This window comes from Hyphomicrobium sp. B1, from assembly GCF_049532635.1.
Lineage (GTDB): Bacteria > Pseudomonadota > Alphaproteobacteria > Rhizobiales > Hyphomicrobiaceae > Hyphomicrobium_B.
Genome location: NZ_CP134871.1, coordinates 3,468,939 through 3,490,737, shown reverse-complemented (window position 1 = coordinate 3,490,737; position 21,799 = coordinate 3,468,939). Strand labels below are relative to the sequence as shown.

The 21,799-nt window shown below is 56.4% G+C and carries 19 protein-coding genes and 1 pseudogene; 15 read left to right on the top strand and 5 right to left on the bottom strand.

The genetic code is table 11. The features are described from left to right. Positions 1–95: 95 nt before the first annotated feature. The 5 genes from RLW55_RS16590 to RLW55_RS16570 all read left to right on the top strand — a co-directional run bounded on the left by RLW55_RS16590 (position 96) and on the right by RLW55_RS16570 (position 6,045). The gene (locus RLW55_RS16590; RefSeq protein ID WP_409563158.1) at positions 96–779 is read left to right on the top strand and encodes a sugar transferase; all 684 of its coding nucleotides are present in this window, start codon (positions 96–98) and stop codon (positions 777–779) included. A gap of 11 nt (positions 780–790) precedes the next feature. Next, complete coding sequence (locus RLW55_RS16585) at positions 791–2,065, top strand: polysaccharide biosynthesis/export family protein (protein WP_414464617.1); 1,275 nt, start codon at positions 791–793, stop codon at positions 2,063–2,065. Then, entirely contained in the window at positions 2,065–3,861 is a 1,797-nt protein-coding gene (locus tag RLW55_RS16580) for an AAA family ATPase (protein ID WP_423414799.1), read from the top strand. The genes RLW55_RS16585 and RLW55_RS16580 overlap by 1 nt, the downstream gene beginning before the upstream one ends. Beyond that, the gene (locus RLW55_RS16575; protein ID WP_423414798.1) at positions 3,858–5,051 is read left to right on the top strand and encodes a polysaccharide pyruvyl transferase family protein; all 1,194 of its coding nucleotides are present in this window, start codon (positions 3,858–3,860) and stop codon (positions 5,049–5,051) included. The genes RLW55_RS16580 and RLW55_RS16575 overlap by 4 nt, the downstream gene beginning before the upstream one ends. Before the next feature lie 70 nt (positions 5,052–5,121). Further along, complete coding sequence (locus RLW55_RS16570) at positions 5,122–6,045, top strand: hypothetical protein (protein WP_423414797.1); 924 nt, start codon at positions 5,122–5,124, stop codon at positions 6,043–6,045. A 36-nt stretch (positions 6,046–6,081) separates the two neighbouring features. Here RLW55_RS16570 and RLW55_RS16565 read toward each other — a convergent pair whose 3' ends face one another. Then, entirely contained in the window at positions 6,082–8,358 is a 2,277-nt protein-coding gene (locus RLW55_RS16565) for a TonB-dependent siderophore receptor (RefSeq protein WP_423414796.1), read from the bottom strand. A 146-nt stretch (positions 8,359–8,504) separates the two neighbouring features. On the opposite strand from RLW55_RS16565, the gene RLW55_RS16560 reads away from it, so the two are divergent. Continuing rightward, on the top strand, positions 8,505–10,148 hold the full coding sequence (locus tag RLW55_RS16560) for a PepSY-associated TM helix domain-containing protein (RefSeq protein WP_423414795.1): 1,644 nt from the start codon (positions 8,505–8,507) through the stop codon (positions 10,146–10,148). A 222-nt stretch (positions 10,149–10,370) separates the two neighbouring features. On the opposite strand, the gene RLW55_RS16555 is transcribed toward RLW55_RS16560, so the two are convergent. Continuing rightward, the gene (locus RLW55_RS16555; RefSeq protein WP_423414794.1) at positions 10,371–10,856 is read right to left on the bottom strand and encodes a YkgB family protein; all 486 of its coding nucleotides are present in this window, start codon (positions 10,854–10,856) and stop codon (positions 10,371–10,373) included. A 157-nt stretch (positions 10,857–11,013) separates the two neighbouring features. On the opposite strand from RLW55_RS16555, the gene RLW55_RS16550 reads away from it, so the two are divergent. The 4 genes from RLW55_RS16550 to RLW55_RS16535 all read left to right on the top strand — a co-directional run bounded on the left by RLW55_RS16550 (position 11,014) and on the right by RLW55_RS16535 (position 13,906). Continuing rightward, positions 11,014–11,979, top strand: coding sequence for a cupin domain-containing protein (locus RLW55_RS16550; protein ID WP_423414793.1), 966 nt, complete (start codon positions 11,014–11,016; stop codon positions 11,977–11,979). A 303-nt stretch (positions 11,980–12,282) separates the two neighbouring features. After that, a complete protein-coding gene (locus RLW55_RS16545; RefSeq protein WP_423414792.1) occupies positions 12,283–12,708 on the top strand; it encodes a group II truncated hemoglobin in 426 nt (141 codons plus the stop codon). 88 nt (positions 12,709–12,796) lie between these two features. Continuing rightward, positions 12,797–13,177, top strand: a complete 381-nt coding sequence (locus RLW55_RS16540; RefSeq protein ID WP_423414791.1) for a DUF488 domain-containing protein — start codon at positions 12,797–12,799, stop codon at positions 13,175–13,177. A gap of 75 nt (positions 13,178–13,252) precedes the next feature. After that, positions 13,253–13,906 (top strand): uracil-DNA glycosylase family protein, encoded by a 654-nt coding sequence (locus RLW55_RS16535; RefSeq protein WP_423414790.1) that lies wholly within the window; start codon positions 13,253–13,255, stop codon positions 13,904–13,906. A gap of 140 nt (positions 13,907–14,046) precedes the next feature. Here RLW55_RS16535 and RLW55_RS16530 read toward each other — a convergent pair whose 3' ends face one another. Together RLW55_RS16530 and RLW55_RS16525 are read right to left on the bottom strand one after the other, a co-directional pair. Continuing rightward, complete coding sequence (locus RLW55_RS16530; protein ID WP_423416426.1) at positions 14,047–14,730, bottom strand: NAD(P)H-dependent flavin oxidoreductase; 684 nt, start codon at positions 14,728–14,730, stop codon at positions 14,047–14,049. Then, positions 14,676–15,014, bottom strand: a complete 339-nt coding sequence (locus tag RLW55_RS16525) for a hypothetical protein (RefSeq protein ID WP_423414789.1) — start codon at positions 15,012–15,014, stop codon at positions 14,676–14,678. Before RLW55_RS16525 ends, RLW55_RS16530 begins: the two co-directional genes overlap by 55 nt. A 493-nt stretch (positions 15,015–15,507) precedes the next feature. Here RLW55_RS16525 and RLW55_RS16520 point away from each other — a divergent pair, with 493 nt between their 5' ends. From RLW55_RS16520 to RLW55_RS16500, 5 genes are all read left to right on the top strand, one after another. Beyond that, positions 15,508–17,493 (top strand): FUSC family protein, encoded by a 1,986-nt coding sequence (locus tag RLW55_RS16520; RefSeq protein WP_423414788.1) that lies wholly within the window; start codon positions 15,508–15,510, stop codon positions 17,491–17,493. Further along, entirely contained in the window at positions 17,490–17,717 is a 228-nt protein-coding gene (locus RLW55_RS16515; RefSeq protein ID WP_423414787.1) for a DUF1656 domain-containing protein, read from the top strand. The genes RLW55_RS16520 and RLW55_RS16515 overlap by 4 nt, the downstream gene beginning before the upstream one ends. Continuing rightward, positions 17,714–18,613, top strand: a complete 900-nt coding sequence (locus RLW55_RS16510) for an efflux RND transporter periplasmic adaptor subunit (protein ID WP_423414786.1) — start codon at positions 17,714–17,716, stop codon at positions 18,611–18,613. Before RLW55_RS16515 ends, RLW55_RS16510 begins: the two co-directional genes overlap by 4 nt. Positions 18,614–18,636: 23 nt before the next feature. Continuing rightward, on the top strand, positions 18,637–20,076 hold the full coding sequence (locus tag RLW55_RS16505; protein WP_423416425.1) for an efflux transporter outer membrane subunit: 1,440 nt from the start codon (positions 18,637–18,639) through the stop codon (positions 20,074–20,076). A gap of 174 nt (positions 20,077–20,250) precedes the next feature. Further along, a complete protein-coding gene (locus RLW55_RS16500) occupies positions 20,251–21,111 on the top strand; it encodes a LysR family transcriptional regulator (protein WP_414462563.1) in 861 nt (286 codons plus the stop codon). 45 nt (positions 21,112–21,156) lie between these two features. Here the strand turns inward: RLW55_RS16500 and RLW55_RS16495 are convergent. Further along, a pseudogene (locus RLW55_RS16495) lies at positions 21,157–21,708 on the bottom strand (efflux RND transporter permease subunit); the annotation flags it as partial. Positions 21,709–21,799 lie beyond the last annotated feature (91 nt).

Below are 21,799 nucleotides of genomic sequence, written 5' to 3'. Positions count from 1 at the left end.
TGCCTCTCGATCGGCAACTCACTTGCCTTTCACTCATCTGGATTGCCGTTAGTGCGCAGTCCAATCGAACCAGTCAGTGTGCGGAGACGGTATCGATGACCTTTCTCAATCGTCCTCAGTCTTTGTCTTTTTCCGGTGCTGAACTTGCGTCATCGCCGAGCGCCAACACTCTTGCAATTCAACTTGCAATTAAGCGCGCGGTCGATGTTTTCGCCGCGTCAACACTCATCGTTGTGGCGTCGCCGATCCTTCTTGGAGCGGCGGTGGCAATCAAACTGACATCGCGCGGACCGATCTTGTTCAAGCAATCTCGCTACGGTTTGAACAACGAGCTTTTCGGTATCTACAAATTCCGTAGCATGCGAATTGATTTGGGGGATGCCACAGGCGTCAGGCAAACCAAAGCTGACGATCCGCGCGTCACAAGTGTCGGAAAAATTCTTCGCCGCACCAACATCGATGAGTTGCCGCAACTCTTCAACGTTCTGTTCGGCGACATGTCTCTTGTTGGTCCTCGTCCGCATGTTCCTGGAATGCGTGCGGGCGGTCTACTCTATGAGGAGCTTGTTCCTCATTACTTCAAGCGTCATCGCATGCGCCCCGGAATTACCGGCTTGGCTCAAATCAATCGATTAAGGGGCAGCACGACGGACGCAAAATTCGCCAAGGCGCGTATAGAATACGATCTCGCCTATGCTGAGAGCTGGTCTCTTTTTCTGGATTTTCGGATCCTTTGGCAAACTTTCAAATCTGAGGTGTTTCGCGGCACTGGGAGCTGAGGCAGCAGTTGATGAAAAAATTGCGGTTTGTTTTTCTATATCTGCCGATCCTTCTGGCCACGACGAGCGCAAGCCTGGCTGACGATAGTTATCGTATTCAACCTGGCGATAGCATCGAGTTCAGCGCGGCCTCGGCACCAGACCTCAAGACGCGCGCGACAGTCGACATCGATGGGCAGATCAGTTTTCCCTTGGTGGGTGAATTGAAAGCCCAGGGCATGACTGTGTCTGAGCTCCAAGCGAAGGTTCGCAGTGAGGTATCCTCACAAGTGCTCCAACGCCGTTCGAGTGATGGCCGCCAACTCTCAGTGATGTTGGCAGCGGATGAGATATCGGTCGTTATTGCCGAATATCGTCCGATCTACGTTAATGGCGACGTCTCGCAGCCCGGACAACAGTCATTCAGGCCCGGAATAACCGTTCGCCAAGCTATTGCTCTTGCGGGCGGCGTAGATGTGATGCGTTTTCGAGCGCAGAATCCACTTTTGGAGGAAGCCGATTTCCGAGCAGACTACGACGCCCAGTGGACGCTGTTTGCCACGCAGCAGGCGAAGATTCTGAGGTTGAAAGCGGAACTTGCAGGGAAAGCCAACTTCGATTCCAAGGCGCTCCAGGCAACGCCGATCTCTGCGAGCAGTGTGAAGAATATCGTTGATCTGGAGGAGGCTCAGCTCTCTGCGCGTAATAGCCTCAACAAGAAGCAAAGCGACTACCTGCAGTCAGCGATCGCGACCGAAAACGATCGTATTTCGGCACTCTCTCAACAAGAAGACAAAGAGAAGCTTGGTGTCCAGGCGGATACTGAGGAATTGGAGCGCGTGAAGGAGCTGTTCGGAAGGCAAACGCTGCCCATCACGCGGGTCATTGAAGCTCGTCGCACAATTCTCCTGTCATCGACGCGGTATCTGCAAACCGTAGCGCAGCGAGGTGTCTCCGAAAGGGATCGAGCGGACTTGGCCGCACAACTTCAAAAGCTCCCTGATGAACGACGCCAAGGGCTTCTGACGGAATTGCACGATACGCAGCTTGAATTGAGCCAAACGCGCGCGCGGTTGCAGGCTCTTGGCGATAAGCTGATCTACACAGGGCTTGTTCGATCCCAACTTGTGCGCGGAAATGGCGGAGAGCCCAGCATTCTAATTCATCGGAAAACGGATGCCGGCGTCAGTAGCCTCAAAGCGTCACAAGATGAGGAACTGAGACCCGGAGATGTCGTTGACGTTGCGCTGCGCTTTCCCGAGAGCAGTGCGCCTGCTCCGCAAACCGATGAGAAAAGATCAGAATAGTGCTGCAGTTTAATCAAAACGTGCGTGAGCTGAGATCGCCTCGGTGGTCGATCGGTGAAATCGCGAGCGTGCTTAAATACCAGCATCGCATAATCATCATTAGCGTGATTGGCTGCCTTTCCGCGGCGCTGTTATTTCTCGCGGTTACGCCCAAAAAGTATATCGCGACAGCGGTTCTTCTTACCGAAACCCGACAGGCTCCCGATGACGATGCGGCATCGAGCGACGCTGTTGTCGACAGCACGGTCATTGAATCGCAAATGGAGGCAGTCCGCTCGGGAAGCCTTGCTTTGCGGGTAATAGACGAACTCGGTCTCGCTGACGATCCTGAGTTCGGCAAGCCAAGACCAGGCTTTCTTTCGCGATTGCTTGCTTTGTCTCCGATTGGCAAAGGTCCGGCGCACAAAGCGAATCCACGCGAGATCGCACTGGATAATCTTCAAGCGAAATTGAAGATCGATCGCATCGGGCGGAGTTACGTCGCGGAGATTGACGCAACGTCCATCGATGCGGAGAAGGCTGCAAAAATAGCAAACGCAATTGCTGACGGCTACATCGAAGAACAGCTCGGCGCGCGTCAGGAATCGCAACTGCGCGCTAATAAATGGATGCAAGACCGTCTCGTGGTTTTAAGAGATCAAGCAACGCGCGCTGAGAAGGCGGCGCGAGATGCGACTGTAACCGGTTCTAGTCCGGGCCAGACGGCAGCGTCGGGCGTAGTTTCCGCCGACAACGGAAAAGCGTTAGATCTGGCTGCCAAAGCACGAATAGCGCGGGCAGGATACGAAGCCTACTTGAACCGTTACACCCAAGCGCTGCAGCTTCAGAAAGTTGCAATTCCGTCGACTTCCGCCCGCGTGCTAACCAGAGCCATTCCACCGAATATTCCCGGTTCGCCGCGCACCACACTCGTATTGGCGCTTTCGTTGATCGCCGGCTGCACGCTGGGGACGCTCGGCGCCTTCGGCGCAGAGTTTGTGCAAGCTCCAGTGCGGTCGCGACCACAGTTGTCGACAGCGCTTGGAGTACGAGTCTTCGAGCCGCTTCCGTTATGTAAGGTGCGTACCGGCCTATTCGGTCGTGACAAAGGACTGCCTGTTGTGCTCGTCGGGAATTCCGGGATCGGCGCGAATGCTGCCGAAAATGAGCTTCGGAAAATCAAGATCGCGCTCAGTCAGTTTGATTTGCAGAAGCCAACTCGCGCGATTGGTGTGACCTCACCGACATCTCATGATGGCAAGACGACGGTTGCGTACAATCTCGCTTTGCTGTCTGCTCAATCTGGAAGTCGAACGCTACTGATTGACGCCAATTTGCGCAATCCGACATTGGGGAAATGTTTCTGCGAGCGGGACGGAGAATTATTTACGAAGTTTATTACAGGCGTAGACGAAACACTCTCGGTCGTACGCCTGGCGGACAATCTGAGCTTTGTGGGGCAGAGTAATTTTGCAATACCCGCGCACCCCGCCGATATCCTGAGTTGCGACGCCATGCATCAAGCGCTGCAGCGAGCGCAAGGAAACTTTGACTACGTTATCATTGATCTTCCGGCGATGCTCGATCATGTCGATGCGCGCGCCATTGCACCGCTTTTAGATCGCGTTCTTATGGTGTGTCGCTGGGGCAGTCCGATTGCCGATTTGGAGCGCTGTCTTGAGAATGCGGATGTGATCTCAAGCCGCTTGCTTGGCATAGTGATTAATAAATCTCCAGAGACCCGGAGCAATGGTTTCGTCCGGCCGATCAAGAAACCCGAACAATCGGACGGAACTATCGACCGTGCGGAAGCGTGAAAGGTGCAGAACTGAGCGTTCTTTGCTTCAACGATTTTTTCAGCGCCAATCTTGGTGATCGGCTGCTTGGTCGATGTCTTCATGCAGCCTTGCGATCCGAACTGGATTGCGGTGTTGATGGTTGGGATATCGACGGAAAGAGCGGACCCGAGGGTGAGCCAGCTATATCGGCTTGGTCCGCAAAAGATGTGGTTCGCACGCTTGTTCCGCGTCGTCTCAAGACGCAGCTTAATGTGCGTCGTGCGCGCAGCCGGCTGTTGTCTCAGTGGAAAACGTCTGTGCACCAGCGACCAGTGTCCGCGATTGTCATCGGAGGAGGTCATTTAATTACTGCGACGACTGAATACTTCCCCGTGCGTCTCAACGCTGTCGCTGAATTTGCGCGCGAACTGGGTGTCGGTATCCACATACACTCCGTGGGCGTATCCCATCCCAATACGTGGCAGCAGGCGGCCGGCAAACAATTGCACCGCTTTCTGCAGGATGCTTCCATAGCAAGTATAAGCGTGCGTGACGAACAATCGGCCGATCATCTCGTCGCTACCGGCTGGCGAAAGGAAAATATCCGGATCGCGCTTGACCCGGGCTTGCTTGCGGCAAGGACTTTCGAGATTGGGAAGCGCTCGCCCCGTCAGCGTCTTCGCGTTGGGCTTGGCATCATGTCGCCCGCGGTCGTGAGGGCCGTTCGCGATGCGCCGACTGGGATTGACGATGCTTTTTGGATCGCCGCTGCGGAGCATTTGGTTGCTGCCGGTGTGGACGTCTATCTATTCACGACCGGTGAGGTTGGCGACATCCGCGCGGCACATCGCTTGGGGTCGAAACTCAGCGAGCGTGGCATAGCGTACGATGGTTCCGCCATCGCTCCCGGGGACGACGCCGATTTGGTCAGTCGTGTCGCTGGTTTCGACGCTATTGTGGCGCAGCGCCTTCACGCGTCGATCATTTCCTACGCTGTCGGAGTCCCTTCGGTGGGAATTGGATGGGATCCTAAAGTTCGCGGCTTTTATCGATTGACGCAGCGCGTGGATTACTTCTTCGACGACCGAGATGCACAGCCTGCTGATATTTCAGTGCGCGTTCTGCAGGCCGCACAACGTGGTTTAGATGGAGGCCTACGTGATCATCACATCGCTACGTGCGAAGATGGAGTCCGCTCCCTTGCAACTCTGATCGCAAAGGGGAATTGACGTGCGGGTCGTCCATGTATTGGCGGGCAGGTCCGACAACCGGTGCGGTGTCCTCGATTACACGACGAGATTGGTCGATGCACTTTCACAAATGAATGGTGCAACGGAATGTGCGCTCGTCGATCGATGGTCGCTTAAAGAGACGCTGCGGGTCGCCAGCGCATATCGACAAGATGTTATCCATATACAGTACCCGAGTATGCAAATGGGCAGAGCACCATGGTGGGGGCTTTTGACCTTTTTGTGCAGAAACTCAGTGGTGACGCTGCACGAGTTTCGGATATTCAGTGCAGCGCGCAAACTTTATTGCCTGCCAATTGCTGTGGGGGCAAAGCAGATCATCTTTTCGAATTCCGAAGAACGGCGCGCCTTCCTCTCGTTGTATCCTTTTGCGGCGCGTGTGTGCACGGTCGTTCCGGTGGGCAATAACATACCGGTTCATGCCGTTCGCCGAGAGAACCGGCCGCGACGTTTGATCTATTTCGGGCAGATAGGGGAAAATAAGGGCCTCGAGCGTGTCATCGAAGCCGTAGCCGCGCTGCGTGCGCAAGGCTCAGACATTCCCATTGCATTCATTGGAGCTGTCGTTGATCCGGCTTCGCCAACTGTGGCACTTGTCCGTGCGAGTGCCCAAAAAAACGCAGTCGATCTTCGCCTCAACTTGGACAGTAGAGAGGTATCACAGGAGCTGGCGCAAGCTAGTCATGCCTATCTCCCTTTCCCTGACGGCATCACCGACAAGCGGGGGTCTGCATTGGCTTGCCTGAAGCACGGCGTGACCGTACTAACGACGCACTCCGTACAGACGCCCGATTGGCTGCGTCTGGTTACAACTCATTGTTCTGGGCCGCTCGATGCTGTGGCGCACGTCATGGCACCCGAGCCTCCCGTCATTGACGCCGTAGCACTTGCGAACGGCTTGGCAGAGCGCGAGTGGCCCGCTATCGCAACCCGCCATCTGGATATTTACGGCGATCTCGCCGCCCGCGGGTGAAGCAACCGCTGAGCCGGCTCCCCATCTCGTTCTGTGCTACCATCGATAACGCAAGCTGCCGATCACGGTGCGGCCCTGGTCGAGGTAGCAATAATCGGACGAGCATACGTCGACACGCTTGTCGGCAATATTATTGATGTTCAACTGCAAACGAGCGCCACGCAGCGTTGGGTCGAGACGGGCGAGATCGTAATGCGACTCCATATCGAAGAGCGTATGTCCTGCGTTCTTGAATGTGTTCTCATCATTGCCGAAGCTCGATCCGATATAGCGGACGCCGAGGCCAAATCCGAGCCCAGCCGCCGGTCCCGACCGGAGCGTATAATCGCCCCAGAATGATGCGGTGTTGAAGGGAATGCTCGAAAGCACATTGCCTTCATTGCCATTTGCATTGTCTTCGATGCGCATGTCGACATAGGAGTAAGAGGCCAAGAGGCTCAACCCGTTGTCGAGCGTGGTTGTGCCCTCGATCTCGAAACCACGCGAGCGCAGTACGCCGGTCTGAACGGAGCCGCATTGGGTGACACCGTTGATGTCCGCGCACTGGTCTTGGACGCCATTCGTCTGCTGAATGTCGAAGACGGCAGACGAGATGGATGCGTTGTAGCCTGGCACGAAATACTTGAAGCCGACTTCCTTCGATTCCGACTTCGAGGCATTGAACGGTTTGCCGGTAATGAAATCTGTCCCGGAGTTTGCGACGAAGCCTGTACCGTATGCGATGTAGGGCGCGAAGCCGGAGTCGAAGAGATAGGTGAGGCCGGCGCGGCCGGTCCAGTCCGCATCGCTTTGCTTGAGATCGTCGCCGTCCGTGTCGGTGTCGGTCGTAACCCAATCGTGGCGGCCGCCCAGGGTCAACACCCATCGGTCGAGCTTGATCTGGTCCTGCAGATATGTGCCGGTCAATATCTGATCCTGATGCGTCACCGTTTGGATCGCGGGCGCCGGGATGTGTGTTTGGCCATAGTTGTAATTGACGAGGGGAGGGACGATACCGCCATCCTCGATGGGTTCGCCGAAGCCCATGCCCTCTTTGTACCAGACATAAGCAACGTCGACGCCAGCCAGCGCCACGTGTTTCAGTGGTCCCGTCGAGAAACGAGCTTCCAACTGATTGTCCGCCACGAAATTATTCACGTCGCTGATGACGATGCCGTTGGCGCGGCTCCAAATGTCCGGCTCGATTTCATCCACGATATCAATGTATCTGCCGGTCGACGAAAGATGCGAGTAGCGCGCCTTTTGGCGGAAGGTGAAAATATCGTTGAAGCGGTGCTCGAACTCGTAGCCGATGCGTTCTTGCGTCTGGTCAAAAAGCTGGAAATTCGGATCGCCCGACCAGATGTTCGTCCGATGCGCGTGTCCGGAACTATAGTCGTTGTACCAGGCCGTGTTGGCGCCCGTCGTGGCGTCCATGTATTCGCCGAGGATCGTCAGCTTCGTATTCGGGTCGAACTTGAACGTGACGGCCGGTGCCAGATAGAGGCGATCGTCAGGCGTTCCCATGAGTTCGGTATCGCTGTCGCGCACAAGGCCGGTAAAGCGATAAAGCACATTATCGCCAAGTGTGGTCGGGCCGGAGAAATCGAAGTTGCCTTGGTAGCGATCGTAATTGCCGATCTGCACCTCGAGCTCGCGAAAGGGCGTTTCGGTCGGGCGCTTCGAGTACATATCGACAATGCCGCCGGCGTTGCTTGAGCCGTATAACGATGCCGTCGGGCCGCGAAGAATGGTGATGCTATCGAGGCCATAAGGTTCCGTGCGGAACTGTCCGAAGCCGCTGCTCATCTGGCGCAAGCCGTCGCGATAGATGCCGGTGTATGTCGCGTCGAAGCCGCGAATATTGAAGGTGTCGAAACGCGGATCGTAGCCGGAAAGATTGGTCCGGATGCCGGGCACATATTGAATTGCGTCGCTGAGATTCTGCGGAGCGCGATCCTCGATCTGCTTGCGCGTCACGGTCGAGATCGACTGCGGTACTTCGATCAAAGGCGTATTCGTTTTCGTCGCAGCAAAGCTTTCCTTGGCGACATAGCCGTCGATTGCTGAAAGGGACACGCTCGATCCGTCGCTCAGTGGAGGCGGAGTCTTAGGGGCATTCGTTTTCGTGATCTGCGACTTTGCCGCCGCAGTCTTCGCCGGTTTGGAAACGGATTTCTTCGCAGTAGGCTGCTTTTGGCTTTGGCCCTGAACCACGATTTCCGGCATCGGAACGGGCACGGTTTCTTGTGCGCGGGCGGCAGGCGCCGCTAGAATCGAGGACGCAGCAACACTTAGCGCCCGCACGCGGGCGCTTGGCCATTTCGCAAACATTGTCTTCCCCCACACAACTGGAACGCGATTGCCACCCCGCAATCACGTCCAATCAGAACACGCTAGCGACACATTCTTTACTTTTCAAGTCAATATTTGTCGGGGTACAATCGTCTTCGTTTGCAATGGTGCGGCAGGGAGGCGAAGTGCGCGGCTTACTCGTTATTGTCCATAGGTGGGCCGGTCTCTTCATTGCAGCTTTTCTGTTTGTGGCCGGTCTCACCGGAGCCGTGATCTCTTGGGATCACGAACTCGACGAATGGCTCAATCCAGATCTTTTCGAAGCGAAGCTGGCCGGGCCGCCGTTGCCGCCGCTCGAACTTGTGGCGCGTTTTGAAGCGGCGAATCCGCAGGCGCGCGTCACCTATTTTCCGCTGTCCTACGAGCCAGGAAAAACGGCAGGACTATTCATCCAGCCGCGAGTCAATCCGGTGACGGGGCGCCTCTTCGAACTCAACTACAACCAAGCTTATCTCGAACCGGCGACAGGCGAGGTGAGGGGCAAACGCTATTGGGGCCAAATCTCCCTGGATCGCCGGGACATTCTCCCCTTCCTCTATAAGCTCCACTATTCGATGCACGTTCCGGACTTCTTCGGGTTCGACGGTTGGGGAATCTGGTTGATGGGCATTGTCGGCATCGTCTGGATGTTCGATTGCTTCGTCGGCCTTTGGTTGACGTTTCCGCAGTCGAAGCGCGGTGCTACCAGCGCGATTGCCATCTCATCTCCGCATCGGGAAAAAAGCTGGCTTAGCCGCTGGGCGCCGGCGTGGCGCATCAAGAGAAATGCCAGTGCCTATCGTCTGAATTTTGATGTCCACCGGGCCTTTGGGCTGTGGACCTGGCTTTTTCTTTTAATCCTCGCGTTTACCTCGATCTCGATGAACCTTGGCGACGAGATCGTGCGTCCCGCTCTCTCCAAAGTGTTTTCCTTGACGCCGGACGTCGGGGAAACGCGGACCCCGGCTCCGATCGACAAGCCCATCTCACCGCAGCTGTCGTTCGCATCCGTTTTGAGTATCGCCGCAGCCGAAGCGGCGAAGCGCTCATGGCAGGAGCCGCTGGGAAGCACGTTCTATAATCAGCAGACCGGCATCTACAGCGTCTCGTTTTTCGAAGCCGGCGAAGAGCACGGCAGCGGTGGAATGGAGCCGAAAACGCTCTATTTTGATGGTAAGACCGGCGGCATGCTTGGCGATAGCATCCCGTGGGCCGGGACAGCTGCCGACATTTTCATGCAACTCCAATTTCCTCTGCACTCCGGCCGCATCGCAGGCCTTCCCGGTCGCATATTGCTGTCGCTCATGGGGCTCGTCGTTGCCGTCTTGTCGCTTACCGGCATTGTCATCTGGTTCAAGAAACGGCTGGCGCGCCTGAAGAGAGTTGAGTACGGCAACGCGGCCGTCGGTGCGTCAGGGGCCGGATATGTCCATGTGCTTACGTCTGGAAGCTATCGTTTTATCGGTAGCCTGGGAGAGGAGAAGGCGCTGCGCCTACGTCTAAGTGAGCTCGGTGAAAAAGCGGCGCATCTGAGCGTCACGCGCGGGGCGTTGCCTTTGGGACGTATCGCGCTTCTGTCTTGGGAAAGTTCGTTCTTGCTCGTGGTCGCGATCATCGTCGGTGGCCGGCGGATGCTTTATCGCGGTGGGCGCCTTAGCATGCGGACGGGGATGCTGTTTCGGAGCGTAGGCACCGTACTTTTCAGTCGAAATTTTTGGCAGGCTGGCATGCTCGACGCATCTTATTATGTGCGCCATGTTCGATTGCGCGTCATGCGCGCCAAAGAATAGAGCTTTGGTGCGCTAAAAAGGGATTTCACGAATGCTCTTTTCCTCGCCGCGCGCCTAAGGCGATCGTCCCTGAGGGGCACCCGCTCTTACTGGTAAGCAGATCTCGTCGATGATGACGATCATTTAGGTGCTCAAGCATGGATGAGGTTCGCTAAAGGGCGGCCCGGTATTTCCGGACCGCCCTATGGCGCTTTAATCAGCGAGGGACCCTGCGTCAGACGTTTAGCGCGGCTGCTCGTTGAGGACCCGTTGAACGTCTTCCTTCAGAAGGTAGACAGAGACCGCGAGCAGCACGAGATCCTTCAGAAGAAAGGCCGAATTAATTGTCATGGCTGGAAAGCCTCCGGCGCCGGCATCCCACGCGTCAGGCACGAACGGCAGGACCGTGAAGGTAGCGATGAAGGTGAAGGTCGAACCGAGGGCGCCGAGCATGCCCAGTTTCTTGTTCCAGAAACCCAGAAACAGCAACGTCCCAAAGGTCCATTCTGAGGCGCCGAGAAAGATAGCAGTGCCGCGGATGCCCAAAACCGGAATGGTCCAGGAGATAAACGGCCCATGGGTGATGATGGGCAGCAACCCTCTGATTTCTGCTTCGAACCATTTGTCGTAACCGAACCACGCGAAGATGATCACCATTGCGGCACGGAGCAGGTTGTAATCGAGTTTCAGTAGACCGGTGCGGCCGAGAAGCTGAGCGATGACGTTCATTGGATTTCTCCTCAATGGTAGAGCCAGTTGCGAAGGTGAAGGCTTCCGAGATCGCATCTGGCTTGATGTCGATGAAAGTCATCATAGTCGTGCAAATGAGATTTATAATGCCAGGATGGTGCAATTATATGCTAGATCGTCTCATTTGAGGTTCGAGATGACGCATATCGATTGGCTAAGCAGTTTGCTGCACATCGTGCCGGTTAGCGGCCGAGCCGAGCACCGCTGCTTCTTCGCGGCACCCTGGCGGCTCGAGTACGAGCCATCGGAACCAGGCGAAATCCCCTATCACGTCGTCCTTGCTGGATCGGCTCATCTTGAAGGATTGGATGGCGAGCCGTCTCGTACGCTGAATGCTGGCGATATCCTCTTGTTGACGCGCGGACCAGCTCATGTCTTGCACGATGGCGGAGGCCAAGCCGCCTCGCCAATTCGACAGCGAAAAGGCGCGACTATCACGATCGACGAAAATGACGGTCAGGGGGAGCAACTCGACATGCTCTGTGGCCGCTTCCTCTTCTCCGCAGAGCACGCACTCCTAATCCATAATTATCTACCGCCGCGACTGGTGGTCAGCACGTCCGAACACTTAGTGAAGGCTGCCAAGCCGGGGGCGCGAGCCCGTCTTGCCAACCTCGTGGCATTGATGCGATCGGAATCGGCCGAAGAGAACCTTGGGGGCCAAGCTATGCTTGGTGCTTTGTCGGCTGTGCTCTTCACCCTCGCACTGCGATTGGCTAGTGAGGACCAGGCTGCTCCTAACGGGTTGCTCACGTTGGCGGGACATCCGCGTTTAGCGGGCGCCTTGTCGGCTATGTTCGCTGACCCAGGTCATCCCTGGACGCTGCCGGCGCTCGCCGACTTATGCGGAATGTCGAGAGCCACGTTCATACGTCAGTTCCAACAGAGCCTCGGCCGTTCCGCTATCGAGCTTCTCACCGATGTGCGCATGACGGCGGCAGCGAACGCGCTGAGAGCAACATCCACATCGGTCTCGGCGATTGGCGAGGATGTGGGCTATCAATCCGAAGCCGCGTTCCAGCGGGCGTTCAAGCAGCACGTCGGTTTGACGCCGGCACAGTACCGACGGCAGGCAGCGAGCGAAGGCAAGAGTTCGAGGTGATCGCCGAGTTCGCCAACAGACCGCGCGTTTGGTGCTGTCAAGCGCGCCGCTCGTTATCTTGAGGGCAAGTCAATGATGCCGGCGAGACCATGCAGAGGATCGACATCCGAGGCGGTTCGCTCCGTTGGCGGATATGGTCGACGACACCTCCACCTCACCTGCAAAGGGGCCATTCTTTTTTGGGACAGTTCCACATGGATCTAGAAAGCTTACGTTCGCTGTTAGATGCGAACCGGACATAGGCGATTTTTACGCAACGCTATATCCTGGATACCTCCATCCAGTCTTGGAGCGAAGACGGACATGATCTCAGATATGCGAGCTGACGCGACGTCGAAAAGAACTTTGTCATCGCTCTATGACCGGATCGGCGGTGAGGGAGCGACGCGGGCATTGGTTGAAGCGTTTTATGATATCGTGGAAACGGAACCGCGAGCAGAGATACTCAATATCTTGCATCTAAGGGGACATGGCGTTGCCCATTCGCGGATCGAACAGTTTCGATTTCTGTCCGGCTTTCTCGGTGGTCCGAGGCTGTATGTTGAGAGATACGGACACTCTGACGTTCGCAAGATGCACGAACATGTCGAAATCAGCCCAGAAGCGCGCGATACTTGGCTTGAATGTATGAACATGGCTATCGATAAAGTGGGCATATCGAGTGATGCGAAAAGCGAGTTGATGCGCCATTTCACACGTGTCGCAAACATGCTCGTCAATCACGATTGATTAAAATCGCTCAGTGGCGCCCGAAATGTACTTCGATCACGGCGCGTCTAATGGCGGGCGAGATTGAGGCGGTCTGAGGAAGCGTCCTATGCCAAGAGTAAATATTCAGGCCTCTCATCTGCAGTTGAAACGAGCCTACGAGCCGGCAATTCCTGAAGACGGCATTCGCATTCTTGTTGATCGGCTTTGGCCTCGCGGTCTCAGTAAAGAGAAGGCTTCGCTTGACAAGTGGGAGAAAGATATTGCGCCGAGCACGGGGCTTCGAAAATGGTTCAGTCATGATCCGGCGCGCTGGACAGAATTTCAGCGTCGCTACCGAGCCGAGCTTCGCCAACATGGGGATTTGCTGAATAGCATTCGCAAACTCGCCAATACACACACTGTTACCCTCGTCTACAGCGCACGCGACGAGGCGTACAACGACGCGGTGGTGCTTAGGGACGTCCTACTCGGCCGAGGAGTTGCCTGAACAGTTGAAAACTGACGATCACTATCGGCGAGAATTGGAAGCTAATCGAAACCCGCCGCCGCCATGTGAAGGGCTATGACCTTGTTTTCGAGTTCCAACGATCTTGACGGGTTGCTGGCGTCTATTCGTGCATGCCGCATCTGCCGCGAGCATCCCGTCTATGGGAAGCCACTCTCTCATGAGACGCGACCCGTCCTCCAGGTTTCAAAAACCGCGCGCATCTGCATCGCTAGCCAAGCTCCCGGAACACGTGTTCATAAAACCGGCCGGCCATTTGATGATCCATCGGGCGTCAGGCTGCGAAACTGGCTCGGGATCGATGAATCAGTGTTCTATGACTCTTCCAAGTTCGCGATCATCCCGATGGGTTTTTGCTTTCCAGGATTGAGGTCGGATGGCAGCGACTATCCTCCCCGCCGTGAATGTGCAGAAACTTGGAGAGCAAAGTTGTTCGCTCATTTGCCGAATGTGAAGCTATACTTGATCATCGGCGGTTACGCCCAAAGATGGCACCTGGGACAGGTGGCAGCACGGCAGGGTGTCAATCCGACGGTTCAGCAATGGCGCGAAGTTTATGACGCGGATCCATTTGTTCGCAGGTTTCCGCTGCCACATCCCTCATGGCACAACAACAAGTGGCTTGCGCGCAATACTTGGTTTGAAACCAATCTACTTCCAGCTCTGCGAGCAGACGTCCGCCGCGTCCTTGATTCTGAAGTGATCTGGTGACGTTATCTGAACCCGATCTCTGGAGTGCATAGCGATGTAAGCGCGTGTGCCCTGTAGATTGCGATTCCAAAAGCCGCCAGCGCATCCGTCCGGGGCGTACGCTCTATGAACTCGTTGTCTACGCTCGCGGCGGGTAGAAATTACCTATGCAGATTGCCCGTCCCAACGCTATCGGATCCGGGTTGTTCACCCTCGCCGACGATTGCAAATTTTTTGCCTTTTAAGAGATAATCTGATGCATCCGCGGTCATCTTCGCGATGATGTTCGCAACGGGTTCGATATCATGAATGAGCCCCGCGCCTTCACCTATGGACGTATTGCTCCTGGCTGGATCTCCGTCGATCCATGCTTCGCGATACTTTTCGGCTTCAACGTCGGCAACAGCCATCAACTCACTTTCGCGACCATGCCAACGATCGGTAAAAGCATTTCTTAGTACCCGCTCGGTATAGCGAGGCGGCCAGTCCAACTTGCGTGCGAGGTCCATAACACGAGAACGAACGGTATCGTCACCCGTCGCGGCAAGCGCGGCGTGGTGCATGCGTGGGCCAACGTTTGCCTCTTGCGAAGCCCACAAGCGTGATCCAACCAGCACGCCCTCCGCGCCAAGCATGAGCGCGGCCGCAACGCCTCGGCCGTCGACAATCCCTCCCGCCGCGCAGAGAACCGCGTCGGAGCCGCGTTTTGCGATAAGGTCGGCAACTTCCGGAACGAGCGAGATCGTACCTCTCTTCTCGCCATGGCCACCTGCCTCCGAACCCTGTGCAACTACAACGTCCGCCCCGCATTCGAGCGCCCGCTCGGCATCGCGAAGGGATTGTATCTGACAGATGAGGGGGGTCCTGAGCTCTTTATCCGAGGCGCAATCGGCAAGGGATCGTCGAAGGACAGCAAAATCGCTTTGGGATGTTGGGACAATGCCTGGTCCAACACGTGAAGCTGTTTACCCAGCGACCAAGTGATGAACCCGCATCCGACGGGCGGATTTCCCGCGATCGCGAACTGTTCTGCCAGCCACTTCGAATCTCCGTAGCCACCGCCGATCAATCCGAGGCCGCCAGCGTCTGATATCGCACCAGCTAGGCGACCGCCTGCAGCGAAGGCCATAGGGGCTCCTATGATCGGATGGCGCAGTGAAAACATATCGGTGAGCCGGGTCTTCAACATCCTACTGCTCTAGCGTCTGAGGTGAGGGGCGCATCAAATTAAAATCCGGCACGAAATTATCGGATCTCCGCGAGGCGTGCTGCACAACCGATAGGCTAAATCATCCATAACCACAGAGAAACCCCAAGTCCGACATCGCAGTGCGTCGATGCACAGGGGAAAGCCGGCGGGCTAGGAGAGAGGGAGTAGATCGCTGCTCCGCGTGCGCACGGTCGATCGCTCAAAATTTTTTGTGGTCACACCGCAATTATATGATTTTGAGTGAAACCGACAGATGTGGGAGTGGTCTGAACGTGATGAGCGGGAATCGATCATCTCGGCTCGATTGCGCGTTTAGGGAAAATGCATCCGTCAACTCATGTCCGAATCGGCTCGCGCGCACGCTTGTTATCACCGCTTCTTCTTATGTGATCCTCACAAGCTGCTTTTTTCTTTGAGCAGCTATTTGGCGTGTGTCCTGACGCTCGGTATCGCATTTGCCGCCGACCTCCCGCGCCCCTGGTGGGCCATCCTGACTGTCTATGTGACCGCGCAACCCATGTCGGGAGCGCTTCGGCCTAAGGTCTCCTATCGCCTGATCGGGATATTCCTCGGTGCGGCCGCCGCAATCGTGCTGGTTCCCAATCTGCAAAATTCACCGGGACTTTTGGTTCTCAGTCTCGCGGCTTGGACGGGACTTTGTATATATCTCGCCGTTTCCGACCGAACCCCGCGCGCTTTCCTTTTCCAAATGGCCGGTTTCAGCGCGGCAGTCATCAGCTTCCCCTATCTTGACGATCCATCAAATATCTTCATGACCACCATCTCGCGTGTCGAGGAAATGACGGTCGCGATCCTTGCTGTCACGCTTGCTCATTCGCTGACGCGGCCTTTGGATGCTCGAAAAATTGTCCAGGAGCGCGGGCGTCGTTTTCTCCGCGACGCGGCTGAATGGGCAGAAGGTGCGCTCGACGCTCAACACAAGGGCTTGGGCAGTTCGCGTCGGCAGCAGATTGCAGCTGACGTCGCTGAACTCGGACTAATTGCGATGCATCTTCCTTACGACATGAGCGGACATCGAAGAACGCGTGCGCTCGTTTACGTTTTGCAACGCCGCCTCGCATCGTTGATTCCTTTGGCATCCGCCGTTGCGCATCGGCTTGACTTGCTTGCCGGCAAGGAGGCGGACAAAGATTTAATGGAATTGATCGGCGAAAGCCGCGCTTGGCTCCAGGAAACAGATAGGCCACCCCCGGACGAATGCGGTGGTAGGCTGGTGGTGCGTGCACGGTCGCTGGCTAAGAAGAATAGCGCAAGATCGGATTGGTCTTCTTGGATTGCAGCGAGCCTCGCGGAGCGGTTGGCGGAATTCATCGAGGCAATACGCGAGGCGGAAACTCTTGTCGCCGCGCTCGATGGGACGCCGGTTCATATTTCCTCGGAGGACGTTGCCGATAAGATTTCGCCGCTGAGGCAGGATCGCATTTTGGCGATCCTTGCAGGTTTGGCCATGTCAGCAGCGGTTGTTCTCTACTGTACGATCTGGATATTGCTCGCATGGCCTGCCGGATCGGCGACAGCAGCTTTCGCGGCCCTCGTCACATGCTCATTTGCTGCCCAGGAAGATCCAGCTCCCGCCATACGCCGCTATCTCTTTGCAACACTGGCGACGTTTCCGATTGCTGCGATCTATATGTTCGCGGTGTTACCCCGCGTAGATGGCTACCCAATGCTGTCGTTAGCGCTAGCTCCGGCACTGATCGGGATCGGCTATATCCAAGCTGATCCGGCTCGGTCTGCAGTCGCGCTGCCGATGTTCTCGTGTCTCATCGTCGGATTGGGCTTCGTCGATTCATTTCAGCCGGATTTTGCATCATTCGTCAACACGGGTATCGCGCAAGTCATGGGGATCGTCGTGACGATTGCCGTGACACGCCTCTTCCGGTCTGCCGGAGTGGACTGGATCGCATACCGCATGGTCAGGGCACAGTGGCAGGAACTTGAGGAGCTCGCGACCATGCGCAGCACGCCGGACTTTGGAAGTTGGACTACCCGAGCGATCGATCGTACCGGCCAAATTGCTGCACGCATTGCCGTTTCCAGTGAGGGAGATGAATTTCATGCCGCGGATGGGCTTAACGACATTCGAATTGGCCGGAATATTCTGCATCTGCGCGTGGCGGCGTTTGCGCATGGGGAAATAGAACGATCGATCGAAGTATTGCTGGCGGAAATCGCCGAATTGTTCCGTAAGCGCCGCATCGATGGGGTCGTGACCCCACCGCAGAAGTCTCTCTGGTCAAAGCTCGAGAATGCAATCACATCCATACAAACCATGGAAAACAATGCCATTCGGCACCAAGCACTTCTCGCCGCCGTGGGCATCCGTTGCAACCTTATGCCGTCGGTTCCGCTCGCGAACGGGGCATCACCCTCGTGATCGATGAGGTGCAGATCTTCGGCGTGTATGTGCCTGCGGCTTTGTGCTGGGCGAGTCTCGCAATCCTGCTGACCTATTGGCTGCGCCCGCTGCTTCATCGTTTGCCTTTGAGCCGCATCAGTTGGCGTCCAGCGCTCTTCGACATTGCCGTTTTTATGCTCCTTTGGTGGGGCCTGGCGAGGCTAGCGGACGGACACCTCCTGCCGACAAGGTTTCCCGTATGATGAACGGTTTGCTTTGGAGCCGCACGCTTGGGACCTTAGTTCTTGTGGCGCTGACGCTCGCAGGGCTCCAGGCACTTTGGCAGCGATATCAAATTGACCCGATCACGCGCGACGGGAAAGTCAGGGCCGATGTCGTTCAGGTCGCGACGGACGTTTCGGGACTCGTCACACAGGTTTGCGTTCAGGACAACGAATTCGTTCGTAGAGGCCAGGTCCTGCTGGTGATGGATCGGCCACGATACGAGCTGGCACTTCAGCGCGCGACCGCCACGCTTGCGAGTGCTGAGGCAATGCTTGCGCAGGCGCAGCGTGAGGATCGACGCAACCGATCTATGTCTACCCTTATCGCAGCTGAAAAGATCGAGCAGGGTAGCGCGCGTGTCGACGAACTGCGCGGGCGCGTGGCGGAAGCGGCTTCGGCTCGCGATCTCGCAAAACTCAATCTTGACCGCACGTACGTTCGCGCGCCAGTCGATGGGTATGTCTCAAACATGACCCTCCAGCCCGGCGTTTACATGAAGGCTGGCGAGGCCGTCGCTGCACTCGTTTACGCCAAGTCGATGCGGATCGAAGGGTATTTTGAAGAGACAAAAGTTCCGGCGATCCATGTTGGAGATCCGGCGGTCGCTTTTCTTATGGGCGTTGGGGAGCCGGTGCGTGGTCACGTGGAGAGCATAGCGTCAGGGATCGCGGACCGTGAACGTAGCGACAGCGAGTCCGCGTTGGCAAACGTCAATCCCTCCTTTTCGTGGGTTCGACTCGCACAACGCATTCCTGTTCGCATCGCGATCGATGAAATCCCACTGGGTCTCAAGTTGATCGTCGGCCAGACGGCGACGGTAGAAGTAAAATCCCGACCCGGAGCGCCAACGGTCAAGCGGAGCTTCCCGTGGTGAGAGTATCCCGGACAGGAATATGGATGTGTCTGCCATTTCTCTGTGGATGCACCGTGGGGCCAGACTATCGTCTGCCGGAACAAGCACTCGTAAATGCTCCTTCGGCAAATGGAGCATTCGCGTCGCGCGCCGATGCAACAAATACCGCCGATCCGCCTGCCGACTGGTGGCGCCTATATGACGATGCAACGCTCTCTCATCATATTCAGATGGCTTTGCGTGCTAATACCGATCTGCGGATCGCCGAGGCCAACCTCGAACAGGCCCACGCTTTACTTGCCGAGGCCGAGACGGGCCGGCAAATCAATGGTTCCGCAGCCTTCGAGACGACTTACGTCCAGCAATCGGCAGAGGCAGATCTCAGCCACATCAAACCGCCCCAGCATCAAATCGCCAACACGGGTATTGCGATCAACTACGACCTCGATCTGTTTGGCGGTATAAGACGGGGTATCGAGGCTGCGTCTGCGAACGACGAGGCGGCTGTGGCTGCGCGCGATTTGGTTCGCGTGAATGTCGTCGCCGACACCACCCGCGCTTATGCCGATATTTGCAACAGTGGAAACGAATTGGGGTCCGCACGCCGGACGGCGGACGTCCAGTTGCAAACCATCTCGTTTACCCGAACGATGGCGACGAATGGCCGAGTCGCCTCGTTCGATATTGATCGGGAGGAGAGCCTTTATCAGCAGTTCAAGGCGCGTATCCCCCGGCTTGAAGCGCGCCAGATCAACGCGGCCTATCGCTTGGCGACACTGATCGGCCAACTGCCGGAGAACTACGACCGTTCGCTGCTGGCTTGCCACCGGCCGCTGCGGCTGGCGTCGAGAATAATGGTCGGCGACGCGCGAAGCCTTCTCGGTCGCCGTCCTGATGTGCGTGCTGCCGAACGCCGGCTTGCAGCATCGACCGCAATGATCGGGGTTGCAACATCCGAGCTTTATCCGGACGTCAAGATCGGCGCATCCGTCGGAACGCAAGGCGCCGCGACTGACGTGTTTGGACCGCTCACCAATCGTTTTGGCGTCGGCCCGGTGATCAGTTGGAATATCAATCAGAATGTGGCGCGTACGCGAATTGCTGCAGCTGAGGCGCGAACCAGGGCAAACCTTGCCGTATTCGATAAAACCGTTCTCGCCGCGCTTCGTGAAATCGAAAGTGCACTCACGAACTATGCCTACAACCTCGACCGGCTGAAAAATCTCAAGAAGGCGCGGGATCGAGCCGCGAAAGTCGCTGAGGATGCACGAAGGCTATGGCGGGGCGGAAGCGCGGACGCGTTGACGTCTTTGGATGCCGACCGCAGCCTCGCCGCAACGGAGCAAGCTTATACTGCTGGGCAGACGGAAGTCAGTCAGGATCAGATCGCAATTTTTTTGGCGCTGGGAGGCGGCTGGCAGGCTTCGGAATTACGGGAAACGCGCATCTCTGGAAGATCTTTTTCTCAAGGCCCTTCAGGTTGACCGACAGATTTTTCCGTATTGAATATCGTATAATGTGAAGTTTGCCGTTTCAGCGAAAATATGGAACAAGGACTTCCCATCGCATTACGATATTCTTGGGCTTGGCAACTGAAAACGTCGGCGTGGTGGTTCTGTAACCTCGTTCTTTGCCTGCTTGGTTAGACCTGATACAACATGGACATCACTGCGGCTCGCACATTCCTTGAGGTCCTCAAAACGGGAAGCTTCGCAGCGGCTGCCACGAATTTGCACGTAACGCAGACTGCGATCGGCGCACGCATCCGTGTTCTTGAGCAAGAGTTGGGTTGTCCTCTTTTTGTCCGCAACAAAGTCGGGACGCAATTAACGCCGGCAGGGCAAAAATTTCAAAGATACGCTGTAAGTCTCGTCAGGCTTGCAGATCAGGCCACGCAATCCATCCGGTTATCTCAGGCGCAGGATACAGTCGTAATGTTGGGGGCGGAACTCAGCATCTCGCATCCGATCGTTCCGCTTTGGTTGGTGTGGATGCGTCAGTCGCATCCTGAACTTGCTCTTTCGGTACGGGTCGACACCGCTGATCGTCTGATAGATCAGGTGCAGGAGGGTTCGCTTGACGCCGCCGTTCTTTATGGCGCGCCGCGGCGGCCTGGTCTGGTCGCCGAGCTCATTTTCGAAGAAAAATTGGTGCTGGCGGAGTCAAATCGTCCGTCCTCGTTACACTGTACATCGCAAACCGTTCAAATCGATTGGGGGCAAGAATTCGCCGACGCATATTATTCGGCTTTTCCGGATGAGCCTGCATCCACAGTTGCGGTCAGCTATGGCCCACTTGCCCTCGAATACATATTGGCCATCGGCGGCCGCGGATATTTTCGGCGCGGCTTCATTTGCCCATATCTGGAAGATGGTCGGCTGTCGCTCGTCGAGAACGCCCCGGAATTTTCTTACTCCGCATATGTAGTGCATTCTCCCAGAGCGGACGAAGCCATTGTCGCCTGTATCCGTGAAGGTCTCCGCGCCAGCTCTTCATCGCTTCTTCTAAATGGGAGATAATAGATAAGGACAGGGGGCATCGAGAGACTTCATGACGACATCGCCTTAAACAGCGGACACTGCAGTCCTGACACGAAGGGCCATAAAGCTAACTTCCGACTTCCCTCGGAGGTCTGATTTTCTTGCCGTGCTTACCTGCGAGCTATGATGCAGACGGGATTGCACCGATGCGGCCATGGGAAGCCTCCAGTCCTTCACCAACCCATAGATCGCCGGGATAACAATCAGCGTCAGCAGCGTGGACGAGACCATGCCGCCGATCATTGGCACGGCGATACGCTGCATGACGTCAGAACCTGTGCCGGTGCTCCACATGATGGGCAGCAATCCAGCCATGATAGCAACAACCGTCATCATCTTCGGTCGGACGCGTTCAACTGCGCCGACCATGATGGCATGGTAGAGGTCTTCACGCGTGAATTGCTGTCCCTGAAGCAGACATTCCGCCTGGATCTCGCGCTTGGCGTTATCGAGATAAATCAGCATCACGACGCCGGTCTCGGCCGCGACGCCGGCAAGCGCGATGAAGCCAACGGCCACTGCTACCGAAAGATTGAAGCCCAGCCACCATATCAGCCAGAAGCCGCCGGCGAAGGCAGCACCTCGTCTTTGCCGGAAATGGTTGCGTCTTTCGGATCGACCGGCCAACTGCGGATCCGTCCATAGAATTCCTTTTTCGGCGTGCGGA

What these genes read in the sequence shown, in the direction of transcription:
- RLW55_RS16545 (WP_423414792.1), top strand. Translation starts at nt 12,283, where the DNA reads ATGATCTCAGATATGCGAGCTGACGCGACGTCGAAAAGAACTTTGTCA.
- RLW55_RS16540 (WP_423414791.1), top strand. Translation starts at nt 12,797, where the DNA reads ATGCCAAGAGTAAATATTCAGGCCTCTCATCTGCAGTTGAAACGAGCC.
- RLW55_RS16550 (WP_423414793.1), top strand. Translation starts at nt 11,014, where the DNA reads ATGACGCATATCGATTGGCTAAGCAGTTTGCTGCACATCGTGCCGGTT.
- RLW55_RS16510 (WP_423414786.1), top strand. Translation starts at nt 17,714, where the DNA reads ATGATGAACGGTTTGCTTTGGAGCCGCACGCTTGGGACCTTAGTTCTT.
- RLW55_RS16525 (WP_423414789.1), bottom strand. Translation starts at nt 15,014, where the DNA reads ATGGCCTTCGCTGCAGGCGGTCGCCTAGCTGGTGCGATATCAGACGCT.
- RLW55_RS16555 (WP_423414794.1), bottom strand. Translation starts at nt 10,856, where the DNA reads ATGAACGTCATCGCTCAGCTTCTCGGCCGCACCGGTCTACTGAAACTC.
- RLW55_RS16505 (WP_423416425.1), top strand. Translation starts at nt 18,637, where the DNA reads ATGTGTCTGCCATTTCTCTGTGGATGCACCGTGGGGCCAGACTATCGT.
- RLW55_RS16565 (WP_423414796.1), bottom strand. Translation starts at nt 8,358, where the DNA reads ATGTTTGCGAAATGGCCAAGCGCCCGCGTGCGGGCGCTAAGTGTTGCT.
- RLW55_RS16535 (WP_423414790.1), top strand. Translation starts at nt 13,253, where the DNA reads ATGACCTTGTTTTCGAGTTCCAACGATCTTGACGGGTTGCTGGCGTCT.
- RLW55_RS16585 (WP_414464617.1), top strand. Translation starts at nt 791, where the DNA reads ATGAAAAAATTGCGGTTTGTTTTTCTATATCTGCCGATCCTTCTGGCC.
- RLW55_RS16500 (WP_414462563.1), top strand. Translation starts at nt 20,251, where the DNA reads ATGGACATCACTGCGGCTCGCACATTCCTTGAGGTCCTCAAAACGGGA.
- RLW55_RS16590 (WP_409563158.1), top strand. Translation starts at nt 96, where the DNA reads ATGACCTTTCTCAATCGTCCTCAGTCTTTGTCTTTTTCCGGTGCTGAA.